This window comes from Affinundibacterium macrobrachii (assembly GCF_014652415.1).
In the GTDB taxonomy this organism is placed as follows: Bacteria; Pseudomonadota; Gammaproteobacteria; order Burkholderiales; family Burkholderiaceae_D; genus Undibacterium; species Undibacterium macrobrachii.
Genome location: NZ_BMYT01000002.1, coordinates 46,922 through 66,985 on the forward strand (window position 1 = coordinate 46,922; position 20,064 = coordinate 66,985).

General features: G+C 45.8%; 12 protein-coding genes. 7 read left to right on the top strand and 5 right to left on the bottom strand.

The window, feature by feature from the left end:
- The first annotated feature begins 120 nt into the window (after window positions 1–120).
- Window positions 121–744, top strand: coding sequence for a hypothetical protein (locus IE103_RS06085; protein ID WP_189345168.1), 624 nt, complete (start codon window positions 121–123; stop codon window positions 742–744).
- 32 nt (window positions 745–776) lie between these two features.
- On the opposite strand, the gene IE103_RS06090 is transcribed toward IE103_RS06085, so the two are convergent.
- The gene (locus tag IE103_RS06090) at window positions 777–1,178 is read right to left on the bottom strand and encodes a BLUF domain-containing protein (RefSeq protein WP_189345169.1); all 402 of its coding nucleotides are present in this window, start codon (window positions 1,176–1,178) and stop codon (window positions 777–779) included.
- A gap of 89 nt (window positions 1,179–1,267) precedes the next feature.
- A complete protein-coding gene (locus IE103_RS06095) occupies window positions 1,268–3,763 on the bottom strand; it encodes a zinc-dependent metalloprotease (RefSeq protein ID WP_189345170.1) in 2,496 nt (831 codons plus the stop codon).
- 333 nt (window positions 3,764–4,096) lie between these two features.
- Between IE103_RS06095 and IE103_RS06100 the strand changes: the two genes are divergently transcribed.
- The 3 genes from IE103_RS06100 (at window position 4,097) to IE103_RS06110 (ending at window position 8,185) form a co-directional block, all read left to right on the top strand.
- A complete protein-coding gene (locus tag IE103_RS06100; protein WP_189345171.1) occupies window positions 4,097–4,885 on the top strand; it encodes a substrate-binding periplasmic protein in 789 nt (262 codons plus the stop codon).
- Between the two features lie 43 nt (window positions 4,886–4,928).
- Window positions 4,929–6,281, top strand: a complete 1,353-nt coding sequence (locus IE103_RS06105) for an MATE family efflux transporter (RefSeq protein WP_189345172.1) — start codon at window positions 4,929–4,931, stop codon at window positions 6,279–6,281.
- A gap of 395 nt (window positions 6,282–6,676) precedes the next feature.
- Window positions 6,677–8,185, top strand: coding sequence for a peptide MFS transporter (locus tag IE103_RS06110; protein ID WP_189345173.1), 1,509 nt, complete (start codon window positions 6,677–6,679; stop codon window positions 8,183–8,185).
- 214 nt (window positions 8,186–8,399) lie between these two features.
- Here the strand turns inward: IE103_RS06110 and IE103_RS06115 are convergent, their stop codons facing one another.
- The 3 genes from IE103_RS06115 to IE103_RS06125 form a co-directional block, all read right to left on the bottom strand.
- Window positions 8,400–9,914, bottom strand: coding sequence for a YdgA family protein (locus tag IE103_RS06115; protein ID WP_189345174.1), 1,515 nt, complete (start codon window positions 9,912–9,914; stop codon window positions 8,400–8,402).
- Between the two features lie 257 nt (window positions 9,915–10,171).
- Window positions 10,172–12,607: a sensor domain-containing protein gene (locus tag IE103_RS06120; protein WP_189345175.1), complete on the bottom strand. Its 2,436-nt coding sequence runs from the start codon at window positions 12,605–12,607 to the stop codon at window positions 10,172–10,174.
- Window positions 12,604–13,902: an HD-GYP domain-containing protein gene (locus IE103_RS06125; protein ID WP_189345176.1), complete on the bottom strand. Its 1,299-nt coding sequence runs from the start codon at window positions 13,900–13,902 to the stop codon at window positions 12,604–12,606. Before IE103_RS06125 ends, IE103_RS06120 begins: the two co-directional genes overlap by 4 nt.
- Before the next feature lie 259 nt (window positions 13,903–14,161).
- Between IE103_RS06125 and IE103_RS06130 the strand changes: the two genes are divergently transcribed.
- The 3 genes from IE103_RS06130 (at window position 14,162) to IE103_RS06140 (ending at window position 19,857) form a co-directional block, all read left to right on the top strand.
- Window positions 14,162–14,905 carry a metallophosphoesterase family protein gene (locus IE103_RS06130; protein ID WP_189345177.1) on the top strand — a complete coding sequence of 248 codons (744 nt, stop codon included), beginning with the start codon at window positions 14,162–14,164 and terminating at the stop codon, window positions 14,903–14,905.
- 4 nt (window positions 14,906–14,909) lie between these two features.
- Entirely contained in the window at window positions 14,910–16,409 is a 1,500-nt protein-coding gene (locus IE103_RS06135; protein ID WP_229827131.1) for a bifunctional serine/threonine-protein kinase/universal stress protein, read from the top strand.
- Window positions 16,410–16,542: 133 nt separating this feature from the next.
- A complete protein-coding gene (locus IE103_RS06140; protein ID WP_189345178.1) occupies window positions 16,543–19,857 on the top strand; it encodes a ligand-binding sensor domain-containing protein in 3,315 nt (1,104 codons plus the stop codon).
- Window positions 19,858–20,064: the final 207 nt, after the last annotated feature.

Below are 20,064 nucleotides of genomic sequence, written 5' to 3' on the forward strand. Positions count from 1 at the left end.
AGTGGCAAGCACCACTTATCACTAAATTTTTGTATCAACTGTAAAGAGATGTAATAGTTTTTGAAATCATTCGATATGGCAACTAACCTGCCTAGTGAAGTTTCAATCTAACTCATCGCTATGCAGAATATTTTCATTAATCAACTACCGCCTGGGCAATTATCCGAAGATCTGACCCAGCTCGTCACCGATTTCGACTATCTTGGTCTATTCGACGAATACGGGCGCTGCTGCCTTTTTATTAATCAACTTCTGCAGCAAGTTTTACAGTCAATGAACTATGAAGTGCGGCTAGTCGAATGTTATGCGAAGATGGAGAGCGGGAATCAGCGTATATTTTTGGGGCATCGTGATTACATCCAAGCAGGCCAATTGGCTGGCCACCTGAGCTGCTTAGTAAATCAAACCTATATTGTCGATTTTGGATTAGGCAATTTACATAAGCTTTACAATAGCGCTCCACAAGCAATTGCCAGCCAAGCGACGCCAAGTCAAGAGCCATTCGGCGAACTCTATTTCGACAACGTGACCAAAATAACTTGGCACACAATCACGCAAATTCCCAATTTAGAATATGAAATCTTGCGACAACAGCTCAAGCTGTCGGAAGTATTCAAAGGGCTGCAAGACTATCAACGGAATCGTCTCAAGTTCGCTATACATCGAGCCTTATTCAAAAAGCGCAGAAAATCAAACGCAGCCAAAATACTTGCGCGCACCAATTTTGATGAAACTTATTTTTAAGCTCCAGAATTAAGCTCGAAAATTAAACCAAGCTAAACGAAGGTATTGATAATTTCCAAGGCGATCAAGGGCTGTATTTGTAACGCGGAAAAATCATCTTTAAAATAGGCTTTATACGCGGGATATTGCTCAAGCTCCTGCTCTTGCACATGCCGAAAGCCCATATTCCAATGTGCGTAGGCGCGTTCACTAATGGCTTGCTCCATCAATAGCGTGACATCACTATGACGTGGATCCGCTTTGATATGCTCAAACGTACGATGAACTTGCGCAGGCTCTCCTTCTAGCACTTGCAAAAATCGACCACTGCAGTACAAAAGTTTACCTGTGATTACATGCGCCGTATTGTTTCTAACCGCATGACTATGAATAGAATGCAGTACCGATTCATCGCCCACCAAACGACTTGCGTAGACCAATTGTATTAAGTGCATATTGCTACTCCAGCGTAGATTGATGAACACCATTCTACGCTCGAAGTTAACGAATCACTAGTCGGCAATTGGTCCCTCGCACGAGCTAATTAAATGGGTGCGCCAGGTGGAATTGGTGGCAATGGGCGCAATTTGATACTTGCGGGATCGCGTAAATAATTCAACACCATGTCAGCTGCTTGTTGACGACTACTTGCAGTACTTCCCTTGCCAGGATTCTTTTGCATCCATTGTGCCAATTCGGTAAGGCTTTGACGCACCTCTGCCTGCACTTGCGGATGCAGTCGACCGCCATCAATTAAATTTAATACGGCATCAAGAATCACCCAATTAGAAGCGAGTTGTACCGTATCCGCGGCCACTGCCTTTGCAGCGACTTCGTTACGCTGCCAAGTTTGTTTAAATACTTGTTGGAACAGCTCACGCACACCTAACTGTTGCGAATCAATTGCATGTTGCCACGCTAAACGATTGATGCGCGCAGCGTCGAATAAAAACAAACTACTCTGCGCAGCACCGGCTTCGACCGCCGACAGCGCATCGAACACGATATTCATGCGCCCCGAAAAATACTCCGGCGTACGACTATAACCTTCTGAAGGTGGTGTCAAAATATTGAGCACATTTGCTGGCAGCGCCAAATTCTCGGCGCGCAAGCTATCAATCAGTTTTTGTAAAGCTTGTCGTTGGATGCTAGCCGCAACAGGTTTGGTACCTGCGGTAATTCTTCCTGCATTCGCATCGCTTGCTAGGCCATATTCATATTCCGCTCCACCAATTAATCGCGCTACCGCTTCGGTTTGATAACGATGCAGTAAATACACAGGAACTAAGCGAGCTTCGAGTTCACCCACTTGTCGTTGCGGCGGCAATACCGCCAAAGAAAAATTATCTAAGGCACGTTGCCGCACCTGCATTAATTGATCGTAGGTTTTTAAGGAATCAGCGCCAAAATCCCACAGCAATCCATTTGGATGTGCTGCGCCAGCCGCGCGCGAATCTGTATCCGAAACATATTGCAAACCTTGCGCCTTCGCTTTCTCGCGTAAGCTAGCCAATGCAGCATCTTCATCTTGTCCTGGGAAAGTTGCGTACAAATGCTTAACGACAAAATCATCCCAAGGTCCGACACCAACACCATAAGCGTTTTTCAGTTCTACTTCGCCTTTGCTGTTTAAGCACAGCATAGGATGCGGGTAATCCATCACTGAGCCATTGCCATGACGACTAGGTGCAAAGTTATGTGCGATACCCAAGGTGTGTCCAACTTCATGCGCGGACAACTGGCGCAAGCGCGCCAACGCCATCTGTTCAGCTGCTTGTTTTTTTTCGGCGCTAGTGGATTTGCCATAAGGCGCAAGCAAACTCTCAGCGATCAAAATGTCTTGTCGCACACGTTGCGATCCTAGTGTTACCGCTCCCTTAATAATCTCACCGGTACGCGGATCAGTTACCGCATTCCCATAAGACCAACCACGTGTCGCCCGATGTACCCACATAATGGTGTTGTAGCGAACATCCATAGGATCTACACCTTCGGGTAATAACTCGACCCGATAAGCATCTTTAAAGCCCGCTTTTTCAAACGCACTAGTCCACCAACGCGCCCCCTCCAACAATGCGGTACGCACTGGCTCTGGTGCACCGCGATCTAGATAATAAATAATTGGTTTTTTCACCGTGCTAATTGCGGCGTTTGGATCGGTTTTCTCTAAACGATATCTGACCTGCCACTGCACATTAATACTATCTGCTAACGGCGTTGCAAAATCCATTTGTTCGCTATCTAAACCACCTGAACCTGGGTGATAGACGCGTGGATTGTATCCTTCCGGCAGACGAATCAAGCTAACATGTTGGTGCACTCGCAAACTTTTTGGATCGGCGGCAACTTGGCGTACAAACTGTCCCTCACCCTGCCCAGCAAAAGTGAGTAAAGCTTCCAGTTCAGTATTATCAGGAAAACTCTTCGCTTGCTGACTTAGTACCGCACTGCGCTTGTCGTCAACCATGTAATTTCCTTGACGCGTGCGGCTAAGTACATCGGCGACGCCGTGTCGATCCGCGATCAGGAACGAAGAGAAGTCGATTAGGTTGGTGTTATTTTCAGTTGCGATGATATCGCCAGCCCACAGCACTGCACCTGCAAAAGCTTCGCGTACCGAGGCACGCTCATCAGGATTAGTTGACTCTGCGACGAAACGCGTATTTTCTTGTACCAAAAATAAACGTTTGCCATGGCGTTCGAATTTAACTAATTTACTTCGACCTGCTTGTCCTCGGTCTAAGCCAACATCATTCGATCCCAAACCAAATGGAAGTGAAGTCACCAACAAGAACGGCTTATCTGATTGTGGTACGGCCATCAGTACTTTCGCTTGCTCTTGGCTAGTCCAAATATCAAACAAACCGCTGTGTTTCTTCATCCCCATAGTCTGTGCCGAAAAACTGGCGGCGCCAGCCGCGTTCGATACTGGCGCAGTAGCAACTTGTGCCTGCAAGGAGGAAGCGAACGTGCCGCTGCACAAGACGATGCTGGCAGAGATCACGTTCAACACAAATTTGGATGATAACGACGATGGCATAAGAAGTCCTTTAGGCAAAATAAAGAGCATTGGTCGGAACTTAAGTTAGTTTGATTAGACACGCAAGTACTGCAATTAGTTGCGTCGATTTACATTCGTTTTGCTGCAATTTGATTACTTCTATTTTGATCAGATCGATCAATTCGATCGAAAGCACACATTCTCAATACTCGGATTCAACATCATTAAGCAGCATAACAAAAAATCTAACCAATCTTAAAAACCGACGGATAAGCAACATCAAAATGATTTATACGATATTTATGCAGACAAATAGTTGGCAATGTCAGCTGCTTTGCTACAATCAATTATCAAATCCGAGACTTAAGTGCTATGAGTTTCCAGACCGTTCTTCGCTGCTGCATCGTCGTACTAAGTTTGCATCTTAGCGGTCTCTCACATGCCCAAGAAATTGTGCAGCTACAAACCATCGAAGAATTTGATAAAGATGGCAAACCTCTCGCGCTCAACAAAACCAGTCGTGATTTACTCAATTACATAGAAAAGTCGCTCCACATTCGTTTTGAAGTCAAACGAGTTCCATGGAAACGTGCGCTGGATAACGCCCTACACCAAGATATCTTGTTAATGGGAATGTCCTACACCAAGGATCGTGCGCAACGCTATACATTTTCAGAACCTATCAATGCCAACGGCAACTGGTTAATTACCAGATGCGATACAACATTCAAATTTGATAGCATTCAAGACCTCAAGGGGAAACTCATCGGCATCGTGCGCGGCACCAGCGCTGGTGAAGATTTTGATCGGCAAATGGGTGTTTTATTTAGGGTTGAAGACGACGTCGGTGCCGGCATCTCTCGCTTAAAAAAGCTGATGGCAAAACGCATGGATGCGATCGTTTGGTATGGCGTCACCGGAAATCAACGCGATATGCAAGCATCCCTCAATCAAAAATATGCGGCACTCAACAAGACGACAGACGCAGCCAATCAAACGAATTTTTGTGTCTTACCTAAACCAATTGCGATTGTAAATAACCATTTTGCCATGCGCATCAATCCCCACAATCAAGCTTTACTCAATCGCATCAACCAAGCCGTTTCAAAAGGACGCAAAGAAGGCGTGATTCCGCCCGTCCAAACAACAATATTGGATTAATCCGTTACACTGGCGACTTCATGTTGTGTAGGCAGATGATGTCATGACCAGTACCCCAACGATACACGGAAAATTTGTACAAGGCTCAACCATGCGCCATGTCATTAATATGACTGCGACTGGTTCGATAGGTTTAATTGCCGTATTTTTAGTCGACGTATTAAACCTGCTCTACATTTCCCAGTTGGGCAAGCCTGAACTCGCCGCAGCGATAGGTTATGCAAGCACGCTACTATTTTTTCATACGTCAATTGCAATTGGCTTATCGATTGCGACCACCGCAACCGTATCGCGCGCCATCGGCAGCGGTGACAATGAATTAGCGCGCCAGTTTGCTGGCACATCCTTGATTTTAATTGCTGTCATTTCAGTATTCCTTACCATCATTACCTACCCCTTGCTCGACAGCTTACTCACGCTACTCGGTGCGCAATCAGAAACTGCATTGCTTGCCAAACGCTTTTGCCAACTCGTACTGCCGTCAATTCCGTTAATTAGTGTCGGCATGGGCTTAAGCGCCTTATTGCGTGCGCTAGGTGATGGCAAAGGTGCGATGTACGTGACTTTGGGAGCCGCTTTCGCAACTGCAATCCTCGATCCTTTGTTTATCTTTAGCTTGAATCTTGGCTTAGATGGCGCTGCTTTTGCGAATGTATTAGCGCGCCTTGTTTTAGTCAGTATTGGTGCATACAGCATCTTTTTAAGCCATCGTTTTTATAGCAAGCCAAAGCCAGCGGTTTTTCGTCGCGGAGCAAAAGCCTTCGCCACTATCGGCATTCCTGCAATCTTAACAAACGTTGCCACCCCTGTTGGGAATGCGGCAGTCACCTCCATGATTGCGAAGTATGGCGATCAAGCAGTAGCTGGTTGGGCGGTTGTTTCGCGTTTAATTCCGATGGCGTTTGCTGGGCTATTTGCGTTATCTGGTGCGGTCGGCCCAATCTTGGGACAAAATCTTGGAGCCAAACGCTTTGACCGCTTACGCTCCACCATGCGCGATAGTTTGAAATTAACGCTCATCTACGTCCTGATTGTCTGGTTTTTATTAGCAATCTTTAGTCACCTGATTGCACGCGCCTTCGATGCGCAAGGCGTTGCCGCTGACGTGATTGTGTTCTTTTGTGTTTTTGTTGCAGGCAGTTTTCTATTTAACGGTAGCTTATTCGTCGCCAATGCAGCATTTAATAATCTAGGTTATCCCTTGTACTCGACCATGCTAAATTGGGGTCGATCCACACTAGGCGTCATTCCATTCGTTTGGTTTGGTGGCCTATGGTTTGGTGCGCGTGGTGTGATTGCTGGTTACGGACTTGGCGTAGTGTTGTTCGGAATTGCTAGTGTCTATTTGTGTTTTCGGGTTTTAGGTAAATTAGAGCAACAAGCGCTTAACCATTAACTTGGTGCTTTCCGCATCCATTCACTAGCGCTGAATCAAACAGCAAGAAAGTTAGCTTTCTATATGATGCTTGCTTCGTTTTCATAAAGAAATTTCTTTTAATACATTTACATCCTATCCAAGCGATTAGCAAAATATACAAATCGATTGGATAAGAGCGCAGAAAATTGCGGCAATGGGCAACAAATCTTCCTTTCCTACATACGACAAATTGGTCTCACTGCGCCCATTTCTAGTTTAGAATGCACCGTCGTTGAAAATCCCTGTATTTTTTACAATCTATGAATACAGTCGATCTTGTCTGGCGAATGGGAAAGCCTAGCCATTTCAACGGAAATCTAAGCTTTTAATAAATTCAACAAATGTTTTGCAAAATATAAACAGGAGAAAATTGCATGAGCGGTGCTGCAATCACACCGGGTCAAGAGACCCCAATTCCAGAGTTTAAACAAATCATGGGGCACCCTGCTCCACTCTGGATGTTATTCATGTCCGAGTTCTGGGAACGTTTCGCGTTCTATGGTATTCGTTGGGCCTTGGTACTCTACATCGTCGAGCAGTTTTATAAAGGTGACGGTTCCGGCCAAGCGGCAGCGAATTTGACCTATGGTTCCTACCTCGCCTTGGTATACGCAGCAGCTTTGTTCGGTGGTTATGTGGCAGATCGCGTAATTGGTTATCAGCGTTCTATCTTAATCGGTGCGGTCTTTATGGCATCCGGCTTGTTCATGATTTCTATCCCGAATGAAGAAATCTTTAAACTAGGCTTGGCAACGATCATCATCGGTAACGGCTTATTCAAACCAAATATTTCAACCATGGTCGGTAAGTTGTACAGCATCGCTGATACACGTCGTGATTCTGGTTTTACTATTTTCTACATGGGTATTAATGTTGGTGGTTTCTTGGCACCAATCTTCACACAATTCCTGGCGCAAAAAGTATTCAGTACTGGCGATACACCTGCATACAAGATCGTGTTCATCGCAGCTGGTATCGGTATGTTGTTGAGTTTGATCTGGTTCGCGATTGGTCGTCGTACATTAAAAGGTATTGGTGCACCAACAGAAGGTACGGAAGGCATGTCTCGCGTCATCTACGTTGCGCTTGGTGGCTTATGCGTAATTCCTGTCGCCTACTTCTTGCTGTCTATGGGCGCAGCGAAATTGCAAGGTATTTTGACTGTATTGTTCATCGGTCTGGCAGTAATGTTGATGATCGAAGGTATTCGTAACGGTAAAGTAGCACGCGACAAAGTGATCGCGATGTTATTGATCTTTACTTTCAATATCTTGTTCTGGATGTTCTTTGAACAAGCGGGTAGTTCTTTCACATTCTTAGCTGAAAGCATTGTGGATCGTAACTTGGGCGGTTTCGTATTCCCAACTGCATGGTTCCAAAGCGTGAACTCCTTAGCGATTATTGGTTTCGCACCAATCGTTGCGGCTATCTGGGTGATGTTGGGTCGTCGTAATTTGAATCCATCTATTCCACGTAAATTTGGCCTCGGTTTGATCGGTAATGCTTTAGCATTTGGTTTGTTGATGTACGCGCTGACATTCTTGGTCGATGACAATAGCAAAATCCCATTCTGGACTTTGTTCATGGTCTACGTCATTCAATCCATCGGTGAATTGTGTTTGTCGCCAATTGGCTTGTCGATGGTGACCAAATTGGCACCAGTACGCTTGGTTGGCTTGGGCATGGGTGGTTGGTTCTTATCAACAGGCATCGGTAACAACTTGTCTGGTATTTTTGCCAGCCACGTGAGTGGTGATAGCGGTATGTCGGTTGCTTCTGCATTGAGCGGTTACACCTTCGGCTTCTATTCATTGTTAGGCGCTGGTATTGTCTTGTTCTTAATTGCACCGTTGATGCAGAAGTTGATGCATGGTGTGAAGTAAGCTGAAAAGCTAATCGCCTCAAGTAATAAAGTAAGAAAATATCCACCTTGATAGAAGAACTTCCGTTTTTCTGTCAAGGTGGAACAAAGAAAAAGAGCTGGAGTCCTAGGACTCCAGCTCTTTTTTTATGCTTCATCGAACAACTTATTCATTGAGAGATAGCTTCAAACTCTCTCAATGGCTATCAACTGGCCAGCAAATTTCAAGCACACTGTTATCGCATTTCCATCGGTGCAGCTTCTGCGCCAAGTGCGGCTGGATCAACAGCTGGTTTTGGTGGGAATGCTTTGCCATTCACCATTAGCTGCCCATTCTTCCAACTGATTTTAGAATTCAAAACTTTACCTTCACGTTTCAAGAAACCTTCTTTTTCCCACGCATCAATCTGCGAATAGTATTGACTGCGCATCATCGCGCGAGCATCAGGATCAGTCTGGCTTCCATCAATCAAATCATCGATCATCGCATCGGCCAAGCTGACTTCACCTGCGCTTTCGATTTTTGACAAAAGCAGCATAGGATTATCAAAGTCTTGCGCTTGCACACCGTTAAACTGGAATTTTGCTGAGGCCTTAAACTCACCATTCTTGCCAGCTAGGCTGAGTCGATCAAGTGAGATCACTGGATTATGCTTCAATATTTCTATGCCGTATTCTTTCCACTGTTTCTGCATTTCTAGCATTTTTTGTGGATCATTCTTATATTGATCGATGGTCGATAATTCAATAAACAATTTATTCACGCTCGGTCCATGCAAGCGTTGCAATGAATAGTCGTAGTGAAAATTCCCGATTTGCGTATCGTTCATCGTGATATTGGCAATGCCAAACTTCAAACCAGAATCCAACAAATCATTCTTCGCACTTGTCGTACTTTCCAAACTAATGTCTTTAATGCTGAAGCCTTTATTTGCTGCTTGTGCGTTCGAGAAACTCATAGACGCAATGCTCGCTTTCGATGTGCCGAGATAAATGAAGCCGTCTGGATAGATGCGCTCTGCATCACCTTGCATTTTGGTCTCACCGACTTTTACTGACGTTGCGCCTTTAGCGGCCAGCACATCCAATCCTGCAGAATACAAATCGAACTTCAATTTTTTGTAGGCGGCATCAAAAGCAACTTCCAAATTGACACCTTTCCAATCCAATTTATCTTGATTCATTCCAACTGTGGTATTCACGGCAGGGCTACTGATCTGCAATTTACCGCCACCACCGTAATTCAAAATGGTGCGAATTTCTAAGAATTTTTTATCGCCAAAAATACGTTTGATCTCTTCCTTAGTCGTCGCGTCGAGCACAAATTCGGTTTCTATCTTGCCAGCCGCTACGCCAAAGATCGCTGGAACTGGTCCATGCTGGATGTAGTTCACGACTTGGAACTGCAAGGGCTTGATCAACTTGGGTGCTGGCATTACCTGTTGTTCATCGAGTGCCGCTTGCGGATCAGCAGCATCTTGTTCACCTTGCTCACTTTGATCTTGCAAACTCATGGGTGCAGCCGCTGGTGACATGCTAGCTACATCAAATTCAATCGTACTCTCTTGCTTTGATGAGAAAATCCCGCGTGTATAGGTTTGCTTCACAATTTTAAAGTTGCTAAACAAAACATCCTTTTTATCGGATTGTGTCAGCTTGGTTTCCAGACGTTTTCCGGTCACCCATGAAGCGGCCGGATAAGCAATCGCTAAGGCGGCGACGACGGCGAGCGCAACTGAACTTTTTTTCATGCGAAGAAATCCTTCATTAAAGTAAGTGAATAATCGATCAATGCTTTTAAAGCAAAAAAGCAAAATACATATTGAAATAACAAAGCAATAGTGTAACGACAAATCCACGCAGGATGACGTGAATGTCCATAATATTTACGGTATGCAGACGCTGATGGCGAAATTTGTGGCGAAGTTGGCGACGACTAGGGCAAACAAAATCGCCAAAGAACCGAAGTGGCAAACCACAAGCAGCGATCACAAGCAAAGAAACTCGTTCACGGCCTCACAATACTCGCTTGTTCTAACGCTGTTTCGCTCTGTAAAAATCTCGCTTCAAACTCATGCGGATTAAGTGCTTTTGCGATCAAAAATCCTTGAATCTCATTACAACTTAACTGACATAGCAAGTCTTTTTGCTCTTGTGTTTCGACGCCTTCTGCGATCACCGCGAGCTTTAAAGCATGTGCCAAGCTAACAATCGCGGTCACGATGGCGACATCACTTTCATCTTTCGTCAAATTCATGATGAAAGAACGATCAATTTTTAACTTGTGTATCGGGAAGCGCTTTAAATAACTGAGACTCGAATAACCAGTGCCGAAATCATCAATCGACATTCTGACGCCTAGCTTTGCAATCGCATTGAGTTTCTTCAGCGTTTCTTCGACATCCCGAATCAAGATCGACTCGGTTAGCTCCAATGCGATGCAACTAGGATCGAGATGCGCATCATCTAAGGCATTAGCCAGATTATCTACAAAATTTGCTTGTTGAAACTGTAAGGCCGACACGTTGACAGAAATACTCAATCGCCGTCCATCTTTATTCCACGCTGCAGCCTGTGCGATTGCGGTGTGGATCACCCAATTCCCGATAGCGACGATCAAACCACTTTCTTCCGCAATGGGAATAAATTTAGCTGGGCTCACTTCCCCCATGTCTTTGTCGTACCAGCGAATTAAAGCTTCAGCACCAAAGACTTGATTAGTCTCTAGGCAAAGCAAGGGTTGGTAGTGCAAGCGAAATTCTTGATGCTCTAAGGCCTGTCGCATTGCATGATCAATCTTCATACGCGACAGCAAACCGATATTCATTTGACGCTGATAGAAACGAAAATCCGACCGACCGCGCTCCTTCACGTAATACATCGCGCTATCAGCGTTCTTAATCAAATCTTCGATTTTGCTACCATCAGCAGGATACAGCGCGATACCAATACTACAGGTCACACTAAATTGAATGCCATCCAAACTAAATGGCGCGGCTAAATCAGCTAACACTCTACGGGCACAAATCTCCGCGCCACTTGCATTTGCTTGATGTAGTAGCAGGACAAATTCGTCACCACCCAAACGTGCTGCGGTATCAACCTGGCGCAGACAATTTTTTAAACGCTCGGTCACTTCAATCAAGACGCGATCACCAAAGGGATGACCTAAGGAATCATTGATCTGCTTGAAATTATCAAGGTCAAGAAACAGCAGCGCAAACTCACCATTAGATCGACTGGCATGCGTAATCGATTGATTGATGCGCTCTTCCAGCAAGAGTCGATTTGGCAAACCCGTTAAGGCATCTGAAAACGCTAACTCTTCTATCTTTTGTTTTGCGTTATAGCTTTCTGTACGATCCTTAAAAAAGCCTATCGTGTGCAACACTCTGCCGTGCTCATCATGTACACGCACCAAAGAAATCATGCATAAATAGGCATGTCCATCTTTACGTCGATTCCAAATCTCACCTTCCCAAAATCCATGCAGATCTAATTCGCGTTGCAAAGTTTTGATTAACTCTGCATTACTTTGATTCTGTAAAAACTGTTCGATACGCAAGCCCATCATATCGCTCTCAGCAAATTGCGTGAGACGTTCGAAACTTGGATTGATGGTGATAATTTTTTGATCTTGATCGGTAATAAAAATCGCGTCGGTGCTGGCTTCAAACACTTTTGAGGCCAGTTGAATCCGTGCTTGATCTGCCAATCGTTGCGAAATATCGCGGAAAGAATAAACGCGCCCTATCGGTCTACCACGTGCGTATTGCGGCAGCGTCACGCGCTCCAATACTTTGCCGGAATGCAGCACCAACACATCACTTGACTCCAACAAAGGCGAACGGCGAATGATCGCTAAGCGTTCATTGTAATGACTTGCATCAACGATGCATTGATCCATCCACGCGTAAACCGCGGCGTCAGCTCTTTGCGTCAATAACTCCTCGGGCAAATTCCATAACTTAGCAAATAAGTGGTTGTAACTGCGTATGCCGCCATCGAGGTCAGTCACCAAAATCCCATCGGCAGTTGACTCTAAGGTCGCACGTAACTCGGCAATCAGTTTTTCAAGTTCGGTTTCGACATGACGCTGATCGGTATGATCACGAATCGCCACCACATACAGTGCCGTTTCAATATCTAAATGCACCAAACTCACGCGTCGTACTACATGCACGATGCTGTCATCCGAACGTTTTAATAAAGTTTCGGAATAAATATTGTTTGATAAACCGGCCGCCACATCTTCCCAAAAAAACACATCTTCTGGCGACGAAGCTAACTCAACAACAGGCGCACCAATTAGGCTATTCGCTGGCGCGCCCAGTAATTTATGCGCCGACCGATTCGCTGCAATAATATGTAACTGCAAGGGATCAACTAGCAATACGCCTTCAATCATGCCTTCGATCAAGGCTTCCCATTGACGTTGCATCATGACAATGGTCCCTTCATATGATTCGCAAGCGAAAGCGGATCAGTTGCACGTTCAAAGAAATAGCACAAGCGTTTGCGTGGCGATAAATAATCGTAGGCGGCTTTCGGCAGTTGTATCGGCTTTAAACTACGGCGAATGCCTATGCTGGTTTCATGTTCCAGATTAATCACCAAGGCTTCTTCGGGTGGGATAGATGGATCGTGAATAATGACCTTAGGCTTAATTGGTCGTTCAGAATTGACCGAGACTACCAAGGCATAGCGTTCATCACTTAGCTGGACAACCGAACCAGGCGGATAAATGCCCATCATTTTGATAAAGGCCGTCAAGGTTTGCGTATCTGACTGGGTTTTACTCTTGGTAAATAATTGGGACAAGGCTTCATGCGGCGTAATCGCATGTGCTACGTTGATTGGATTACATAAATTATCAAAACGATTGACTAAAGAAATGATGCGGCTCAAGACCGTCATCTTTTCTCCTGAAATATGTCCTGGGTAGCCACTACCATCCGCATATTCGTGATGTTGTGCAATCAGTAGCATTGCGTGTGAGGACAATTGTAATTTGCGCGCAATATTCACTCCATGCGCCACATGGCTTTGATAAAGCTGACGTTCAGCCGCACTACTATGTTCATCTAACCAGCGCAAACGATCTGGCAATTCCATCTTGCCGACATCGTGTAATAAAGCACCGATGCCTAGCTCCAACATATCCTCTTTCGACAATTCCAAAACTTTGCCCAAGAGTAGCGAAATCAATGTCACATTCACGCTATGCAAGGCAGTTTTTTCTCCGGCTTTTTCCGATAACAAACGAATTGCCGATTCTTCCTCGTTGAGAATGCCTTCCAGCATACCTTGCACTAACTTGGTTGCCGATTCGCGCGCTAGTTGTGGTTGTGCGTGCACAATTTCGGTTAAGTGTTTGAATTCTTGCGTGGCATGTCCAAATTGTTTCTCGGCTTGCAGCAGACTCGCTTGTTGCTGATGCAATAATGCACGGCGCTGTTTAAGCGCTAACTCTTCGGCTGATTCCTGCGGCTGGCTTGCATCTTGCGAACTTGGTTTGGCTGAAGACACTTCTGCATTTGCTTTGTTTAGATGGCTCTTCTCCGGCGCGTAGCGAATTTTTTGCAATCCCAACTCGCGCAGTTTTTGTATTTGCTCTTGCGTGCGTACTTCAAAACTATTCACTGGAAACGGATGTTCCATCCATCCCATATCAAGATAGATGTACATGCCAATCTGCAAATCAGCTGGACTAACAAATTGAGGATGAGCTTCGGTCATTGCGCGCACACTGGGAGAGTGAGTTGTGAAATAAGAAAAGTTTCCTTAAATCAATTTTTTAAGTATAACTTAAAATAGTAAAAATACTCCATTGCACCAAATTAAGCTGTGAAATTTATGCAATTTCATAAATTAGCGTTGTATTCATATCGGTGAATTCCGTCTTTTTTTGCCTCATTTGGCAGTTGTCTGATTTCCAATCGCAACTCGCCCTAAAATGAAGTCTGTTCACTATTTTCAAGAATGAAGGTTATTCCCCATGTTACTTGCTGTACTCACCGACTTACATGCGAACCGCGAGGCAGTCGAAGCCTGCCTAGCCCATGCCAAAGAACGCGCTGCAGATCAATATGCTTTTCTCGGTGATTTAGTTGGATATGGCGCTGATCCAGGCTGGGTCATTGATACCATCATGGCGTATGTAAATCGCGGGGCGTATGTCTTGATGGGCAATCATGATCTTGGCGTATTACAAGACGACCGCAAGGATATGAATCCAACTGCTCGCTTTGTTGTCGAATGGACGCGTCAAAACCTAAATGAAGTACAAACCAATTTTATTCGTGAATTGCCGATGCAATTCGAGCTTGATCAATGCTTATTTGTACATGCCAATGCGTGGGCGCCGGAGCGCTGGGAATATGTCGATGGCGCGATGGAAGCTGCAAGGAGTATGCGCGCTACCAATGCACAAATCACCTTTTGCGGCCACGTTCATACTCCTAGCTTGTATCACATGAACCATGCAGGAAAAGTCGCTACGTTTACTCCGAGTCCTGATGTCAGTGTGCCTTTGAGCAAATTGCGTCGTTGGCTTGCGCAACCAGGCTCAGTCGGGCAACCGCGCGATGGCAATCCTGCTGCATGTTACGCACTATTTGATACACAACAATTAGAGCTAACTTTTTTTCGCGTACCTTACGATACAGAGACCGCATCGCAAAAAGTATTGGCAGCAGGCTTGCCTGCCAGTTTAGCCCATCGTTTAATACACGGAGCTTAGAACCATGTCCGCAGATATGCCGCCAAAAGACCTCAGCCAAATGACTGATAGCGCAGTGCTGGAGAATAAGCCACCAGTCGCAAAAAAACTCAGTCGCTTACAAGCGGGCATGATCGTCGATGATTACCAGCTTGAAGAGAAACTTCACACCGGTGGCATGGCGGCGCTATGGCGCATTACGGATTTGCGACAACGGCATATCAATCCCGATGGCAGCTTTCCGGCATTAATCATGAAAGTGCCGCTGATGTTTAGTATTGATGATCCAACTGCAATCGTCGCCTTTGAAGTAGAGCAAATGATTATGCCGAAACTCAAAGGTCGGCATGTCCCTAAGTATTTCGCTGCGGGTGATTTTGATACCCAACCCTTTATCGTGATGGAGCAGATCGGCGGCGTCTCCTTGCGTGCTCGCTTTGATGCTTCACCACTGCCGATTGATGAAGTGGTCAACGTCGGTATCAAAGTTGCGACCGCTTTACAAGATCTACATCGGCAACACGTGATTCATCTTGATCTAAAACCGTCAAATATTATGTTTCGCTCAGATGGTGAAGCGGTACTGATTGATTATGGTTTATCACGCCACGACAAATTACCTGATTTGCTTGGTGAAGAATTTCGTTTGCCTATGGGAACTGGCCCTTACATCGCACCGGAACAAGTGCTTGGTATACGCAACGAGCCACGTAGCGATCAATTTTCTTTGGGAGTCTTGCTGTATCACCTAGCCACTGGCGAACGCCCCTATGGCCACCCGACTTCGGTGTCGGGTTTGAAGAAGCGCTTATATCGTGATCCGATTCCTCCACGTAGTCACAATCCTGCGATCCCTGATTGGCTACAAGAGATTATTCTGCGTTGCTTAGAAGTTGATCCGAAAGCGCGCTTTGATACTGCCGCGCAGTTAGCTTTGATGCTGCAAAATCCAGAGCAATTACGCTTGACCGCACGCGCTGAAAAAAATAATCAAGACGGTTTCATGTCGGTTTTAAAACGGCGTTTTCAAGCGGCGGGGGTTGAACCATTTGCCCAATACAGCGTGTCGGATCAGTTATCACAAGCACCGATCATTATGGTCGCCTTGCATCTGAGTGAGAGCAACACAGAACTGGCGGATGATATTCGTATGATCACACGCCGCTTATTACAAACCGAACCAGGTGCCCGGCTCGCTTGTGTGACGATACGCAAAACTAGTCGCATCGGCCTTGACGATGGCATGGTGCAAGATGGACAAAATGTTCACGTTAAACAGTTAGTAGAACTTAAACATTGGGCACGTCCGTTGCAGGTGCGCAACGATAAAATTACCTTTCATGTATTGGAAGCACACGATCCTGCCGCTGCGATTATCGACTACGCGCATAATAATAATGTCGATCAGATTATTATTGGTTCGCGTGGTAGTTCGACTATCCGTCGTTATCTCGGTAGCGTGTCAGCACAGGTTGTCGCTGAAGCCGAATGTACGGTAACGGTGGTCAAGCAAAGGCGTGAATAGATTTTCCTTTTCTCTTGTTGGAAGATAATGCATGTCTTGTTTCGCGTACTTTAAGCCTAGCTTGTATCGATTTTCGAGGTGTCTGCGTCTTCGCTTTTGTTCTCACATTCTGAGCAGTTTTCTGATCTGTAGCTTGTTTGCGGCGAATATCAGTACGCAGGCGCATGCCTTGTATCCTGAAGCTACTGAAAACACCGACGCAGCAGCCTCCGACAAGGCCAAATCTCCTTCCCACAATTGGAATAATTTGGCGGACATGGTGTTCCGCCATTTCACCACCCAGCAAGGTTTGCCACAATCCAGTGCCACCGTCTTAGCGCAAGATGGTGAAGGTTTTATTTGGGTGGGTACACAAGGCGGTTTAGCGCGTTGGGATGGCTATCGCTTTCGTAATTATTTACCGATCCCGAATGATCCAACTAGCTTGCCCGACAATTACGTATTGTCGCTATTTAAAGACCAACAGAATCGTTTATGGATAGGCACCAATGGTGGTGGCGTCGCACGTTACGATGCTCAGACAGATAGCTTTGTCAGAATCCCTGTTGGCGTCAATGGTAGTAGTCATGTCACTGTCAATGCGATTGCCGGTGATCGTGATGGTGGCTTATGGTTCGCCAGCCGTGGTGGGCTTGATTATTTTCACCCCGACACTGGTGCGGTCCAACATTATCGGCATGATCCGAATAATCCGAATAGTTTGCCTAGCGATTTCACCCGCGCTGTGTTGGTCGATCAACAAGGGATTGTTTGGGTAGGCACCAGCAAAGGCTTGGTTAAATTTGATGTCACAAACCAACGCTTCACCCGCATACGCTTACCCGTCGATGACAGCAAAGTACAAAGGATCATCAGTTTAGGGTCGAGCAAAGACGGCAAACTTTGGATAGGTTCATTTGATTCTGGCGCATTCTATTTGGATACCAAGGACAATGCGGTCACACCAACAGTAAAAGCCGTGATGGTAAAAAAACTCGGCAGCAGCAATTTAGTCGGTGGCTCAGAAAATGTGCATACGATTCGCCAAGTCGCCGATGATGAAGTGTGGATTGGCACCTATGGCAAAGGCATACTCACCGTCAATCTGCACAGTTTAGAAACGAAATGGATACGACACGAACCAACGCGCCAAAGTAGTTTGGCAGACAACGCCGTCTGGTCGATCATACAAGATCAATCGGGTTTAATTTGGATAGGCAGCCAACGCGGCATGAGCATGCATGATCCATCCTCTAATGCCTTCATCAGTATTTATGGTGGAGAAAACCATCACCACGGGTTAGCAGGATTAGACTTTTTCTCGATCACTGGCTTTAATAATGGCGATATCTGGGTCGGCTCACAAAATAATGGCGTCGGCATTTTGAAAGCAGGTAGCGACGAGTTCGTTGCGATCGAAGCCGACGATAGCAAGCCACAAACCGCCTTGCCGCAAAGCGCGATCTTTATCACTTATGCGACCAAAGACGGACAAATTTTTATCGGCACCGATAAAGGTCTGTATCAAACCATCAACGGCAGCCGCACCGTTAAGCATTTAAAGCTAAGTCCGCGCAATCCCGTGATGCGTGTCGCTACGATGTTACAACTTGGCGATCAATTATTGATTGGTGGACCAGAAGGCTTATGGCAAAAAGACTTAACTCAGCAGAAACTTGACCAAGCCACACAACCAGCATGGGCGGCGCCAATCGCGACCAAATTTGTCACCGATATTCAACAAGCGCCTGATGGTCGGATTTGGATCGCCACCTTACAAGACGGTTTATATCGCTATGACCCGCGCGACAATGCCTTACTCAATTTAGCTCCTGAATACGGCAATAAACTGAGCCTCGCCCACAGAAATGTTTCCAGTATTTTGTTTGATTCGCGCGGATGGTTATGGGTAGCAATGCAAGGTGGCGGACTTGATTTATTACGCACGCCGACTGCCAATCCACCATTCACATTTGAACATTTCAGCAAACAACAGAAATTACCGAACGAACTAGTGAATAAAGTGCTGGAAGACAAGCAAGGCAACATCTGGGCAAGTACCGATGAAGGCTTTGCCAAAATTGATCCGAAGACGCTGCACGTTAAGCCCTTTGTTGAATCCGATGGCGTCGCCATCACCGGCTATTGGAGTAATTCTGGTGGTCGAGCCAAAGATGGTGAACTCATCTTTGGCGGCGTCGGTGGTTTAACCGTGGTACGTCCAGAGTTAGTCAAGGATTACATCTATCGTCCACCCGTTGTGGTCACCAATATTCAACTTGGCGGCAAAACGATCGCGGCAAATCAGGCGGGATTCCATAGTAGCAAAGGAAAAAAATTAATCGTGCAAGCCGAAGCAAATAGCTTCGTCGTTGAATTTGCCGCCCTCGATTTCTCCGCACCAGAGCGCAATCGCTACGCTTATCGCCTAGAAGGGTACGATAAAAGCTGGATAGAAACCGATTACACGCGCCGCCTTGCCGCTTATACCAATCTGCCGCCGGGCAATTATCGTCTGTTATTGCGCGGCTCTAATCGTCACGGTGAATGGAGCGAAGAACAATTAAGTTTATCGATCAAAGTCTTACCTGCGTGGTTTCAAACTTGGTGGGCATATAGCCTGTATTTGCTGTTACTTGCCTGCCTAATTTTTGGTGTCGTCCGCTGGCGTTTATGGCGTTTAAACAAAGCCAACAAAACATTAGAACAATTGGTACAAGAACGCACCCGCGAACTTGAACAGTCACGCAAAATGTTAGAGGAACAAAGCCTGACGGATCACTTAACCGGCTTGCGCAATCGACGCTATTTAAGTCTGTATATTGGTGAAGATATCGCACGCGTTCATCGTAGCTACCAAGCCTTACCGAATCAAGATGTGCATCGCGCTGCCTTGAATATCGACATCATTTTTATGATGGTCGATATCGACCACTTCAAATCAGTGAACGACGAGTTTGGTCATGCTGCTGGTGACCGCGTTCTGATTCAAACCACAGAAATCCTACGCGAAGCAGTGCGAGAAGCAGACACTATCATTCGTTGGGGCGGTGAAGAATTTTTGATCGTTGTTCGAAATACGAATTATCTTGAAGCAGAAGTATTAGCAGAACGCATCCGCACCCGCATCGCCGAACACACGTTTACGTTAGGTGACGGTAAAACACTGCACCGCACTTGCTCAATCGGGCTTACCACCTATCCGTTTATTCCAAGCGCAGTCGATCTATTCACTTGGGAACAGGTTGTGGATATTGCTGACCAATGTTTATATGCAGCCAAACATGGTGGCCGCAATGCGTGGATAGGATTGTTCTTGTTGAGCGATAACAAAACCATCACAAGTGAACATGCGTCTGGCTTCACTAGCTTGAATGTCGAACAACAAATCGCGCAAGGACAAATCGTCGTAAAAACCTCGCTGCCTGCAGATACCAAACTCGATTGGTCACACGGACGCGGCAAATAATTCGCCTCACGTCTTCCTCAAAAACTCAGATCGCACCAATTAGACGGTAAGCAGGTAAAATAAGCCGCTTGCTGAAACCAGTGGCACTTAGCAACCAACTTAGCAACCAAAAAAGAAATCCAACGAATGATGTTGTGGCGGATGAATTTCTAATGACGACTCGCGCTTTACGGTCGCCAATTAGTCAGTAACCCCACAGCAAATTTG

Bases quoted from the DNA above. Each gene is read 5' to 3' on its own strand.
- IE103_RS06085 (WP_189345168.1), top strand. From the start codon at position 121: ATGCAGAATATTTTCATTAATCAACTACCGCCTGGGCAATTATCCGAA.
- IE103_RS06090 (WP_189345169.1), bottom strand. From the start codon at position 1,178: ATGCACTTAATACAATTGGTCTACGCAAGTCGTTTGGTGGGCGATGAA.
- IE103_RS06095 (WP_189345170.1), bottom strand. From the start codon at position 3,763: ATGCCATCGTCGTTATCATCCAAATTTGTGTTGAACGTGATCTCTGCC.
- IE103_RS06100 (WP_189345171.1), top strand. From the start codon at position 4,097: ATGAGTTTCCAGACCGTTCTTCGCTGCTGCATCGTCGTACTAAGTTTG.
- IE103_RS06105 (WP_189345172.1), top strand. From the start codon at position 4,929: ATGACCAGTACCCCAACGATACACGGAAAATTTGTACAAGGCTCAACC.
- IE103_RS06110 (WP_189345173.1), top strand. From the start codon at position 6,677: ATGAGCGGTGCTGCAATCACACCGGGTCAAGAGACCCCAATTCCAGAG.
- IE103_RS06115 (WP_189345174.1), bottom strand. From the start codon at position 9,914: ATGAAAAAAAGTTCAGTTGCGCTCGCCGTCGTCGCCGCCTTAGCGATT.
- IE103_RS06120 (WP_189345175.1), bottom strand. From the start codon at position 12,607: ATGATGCAACGTCAATGGGAAGCCTTGATCGAAGGCATGATTGAAGGC.
- IE103_RS06125 (WP_189345176.1), bottom strand. From the start codon at position 13,902: ATGACCGAAGCTCATCCTCAATTTGTTAGTCCAGCTGATTTGCAGATT.
- IE103_RS06130 (WP_189345177.1), top strand. From the start codon at position 14,162: ATGTTACTTGCTGTACTCACCGACTTACATGCGAACCGCGAGGCAGTC.
- IE103_RS06135 (WP_229827131.1), top strand. From the start codon at position 14,910: ATGTCCGCAGATATGCCGCCAAAAGACCTCAGCCAAATGACTGATAGC.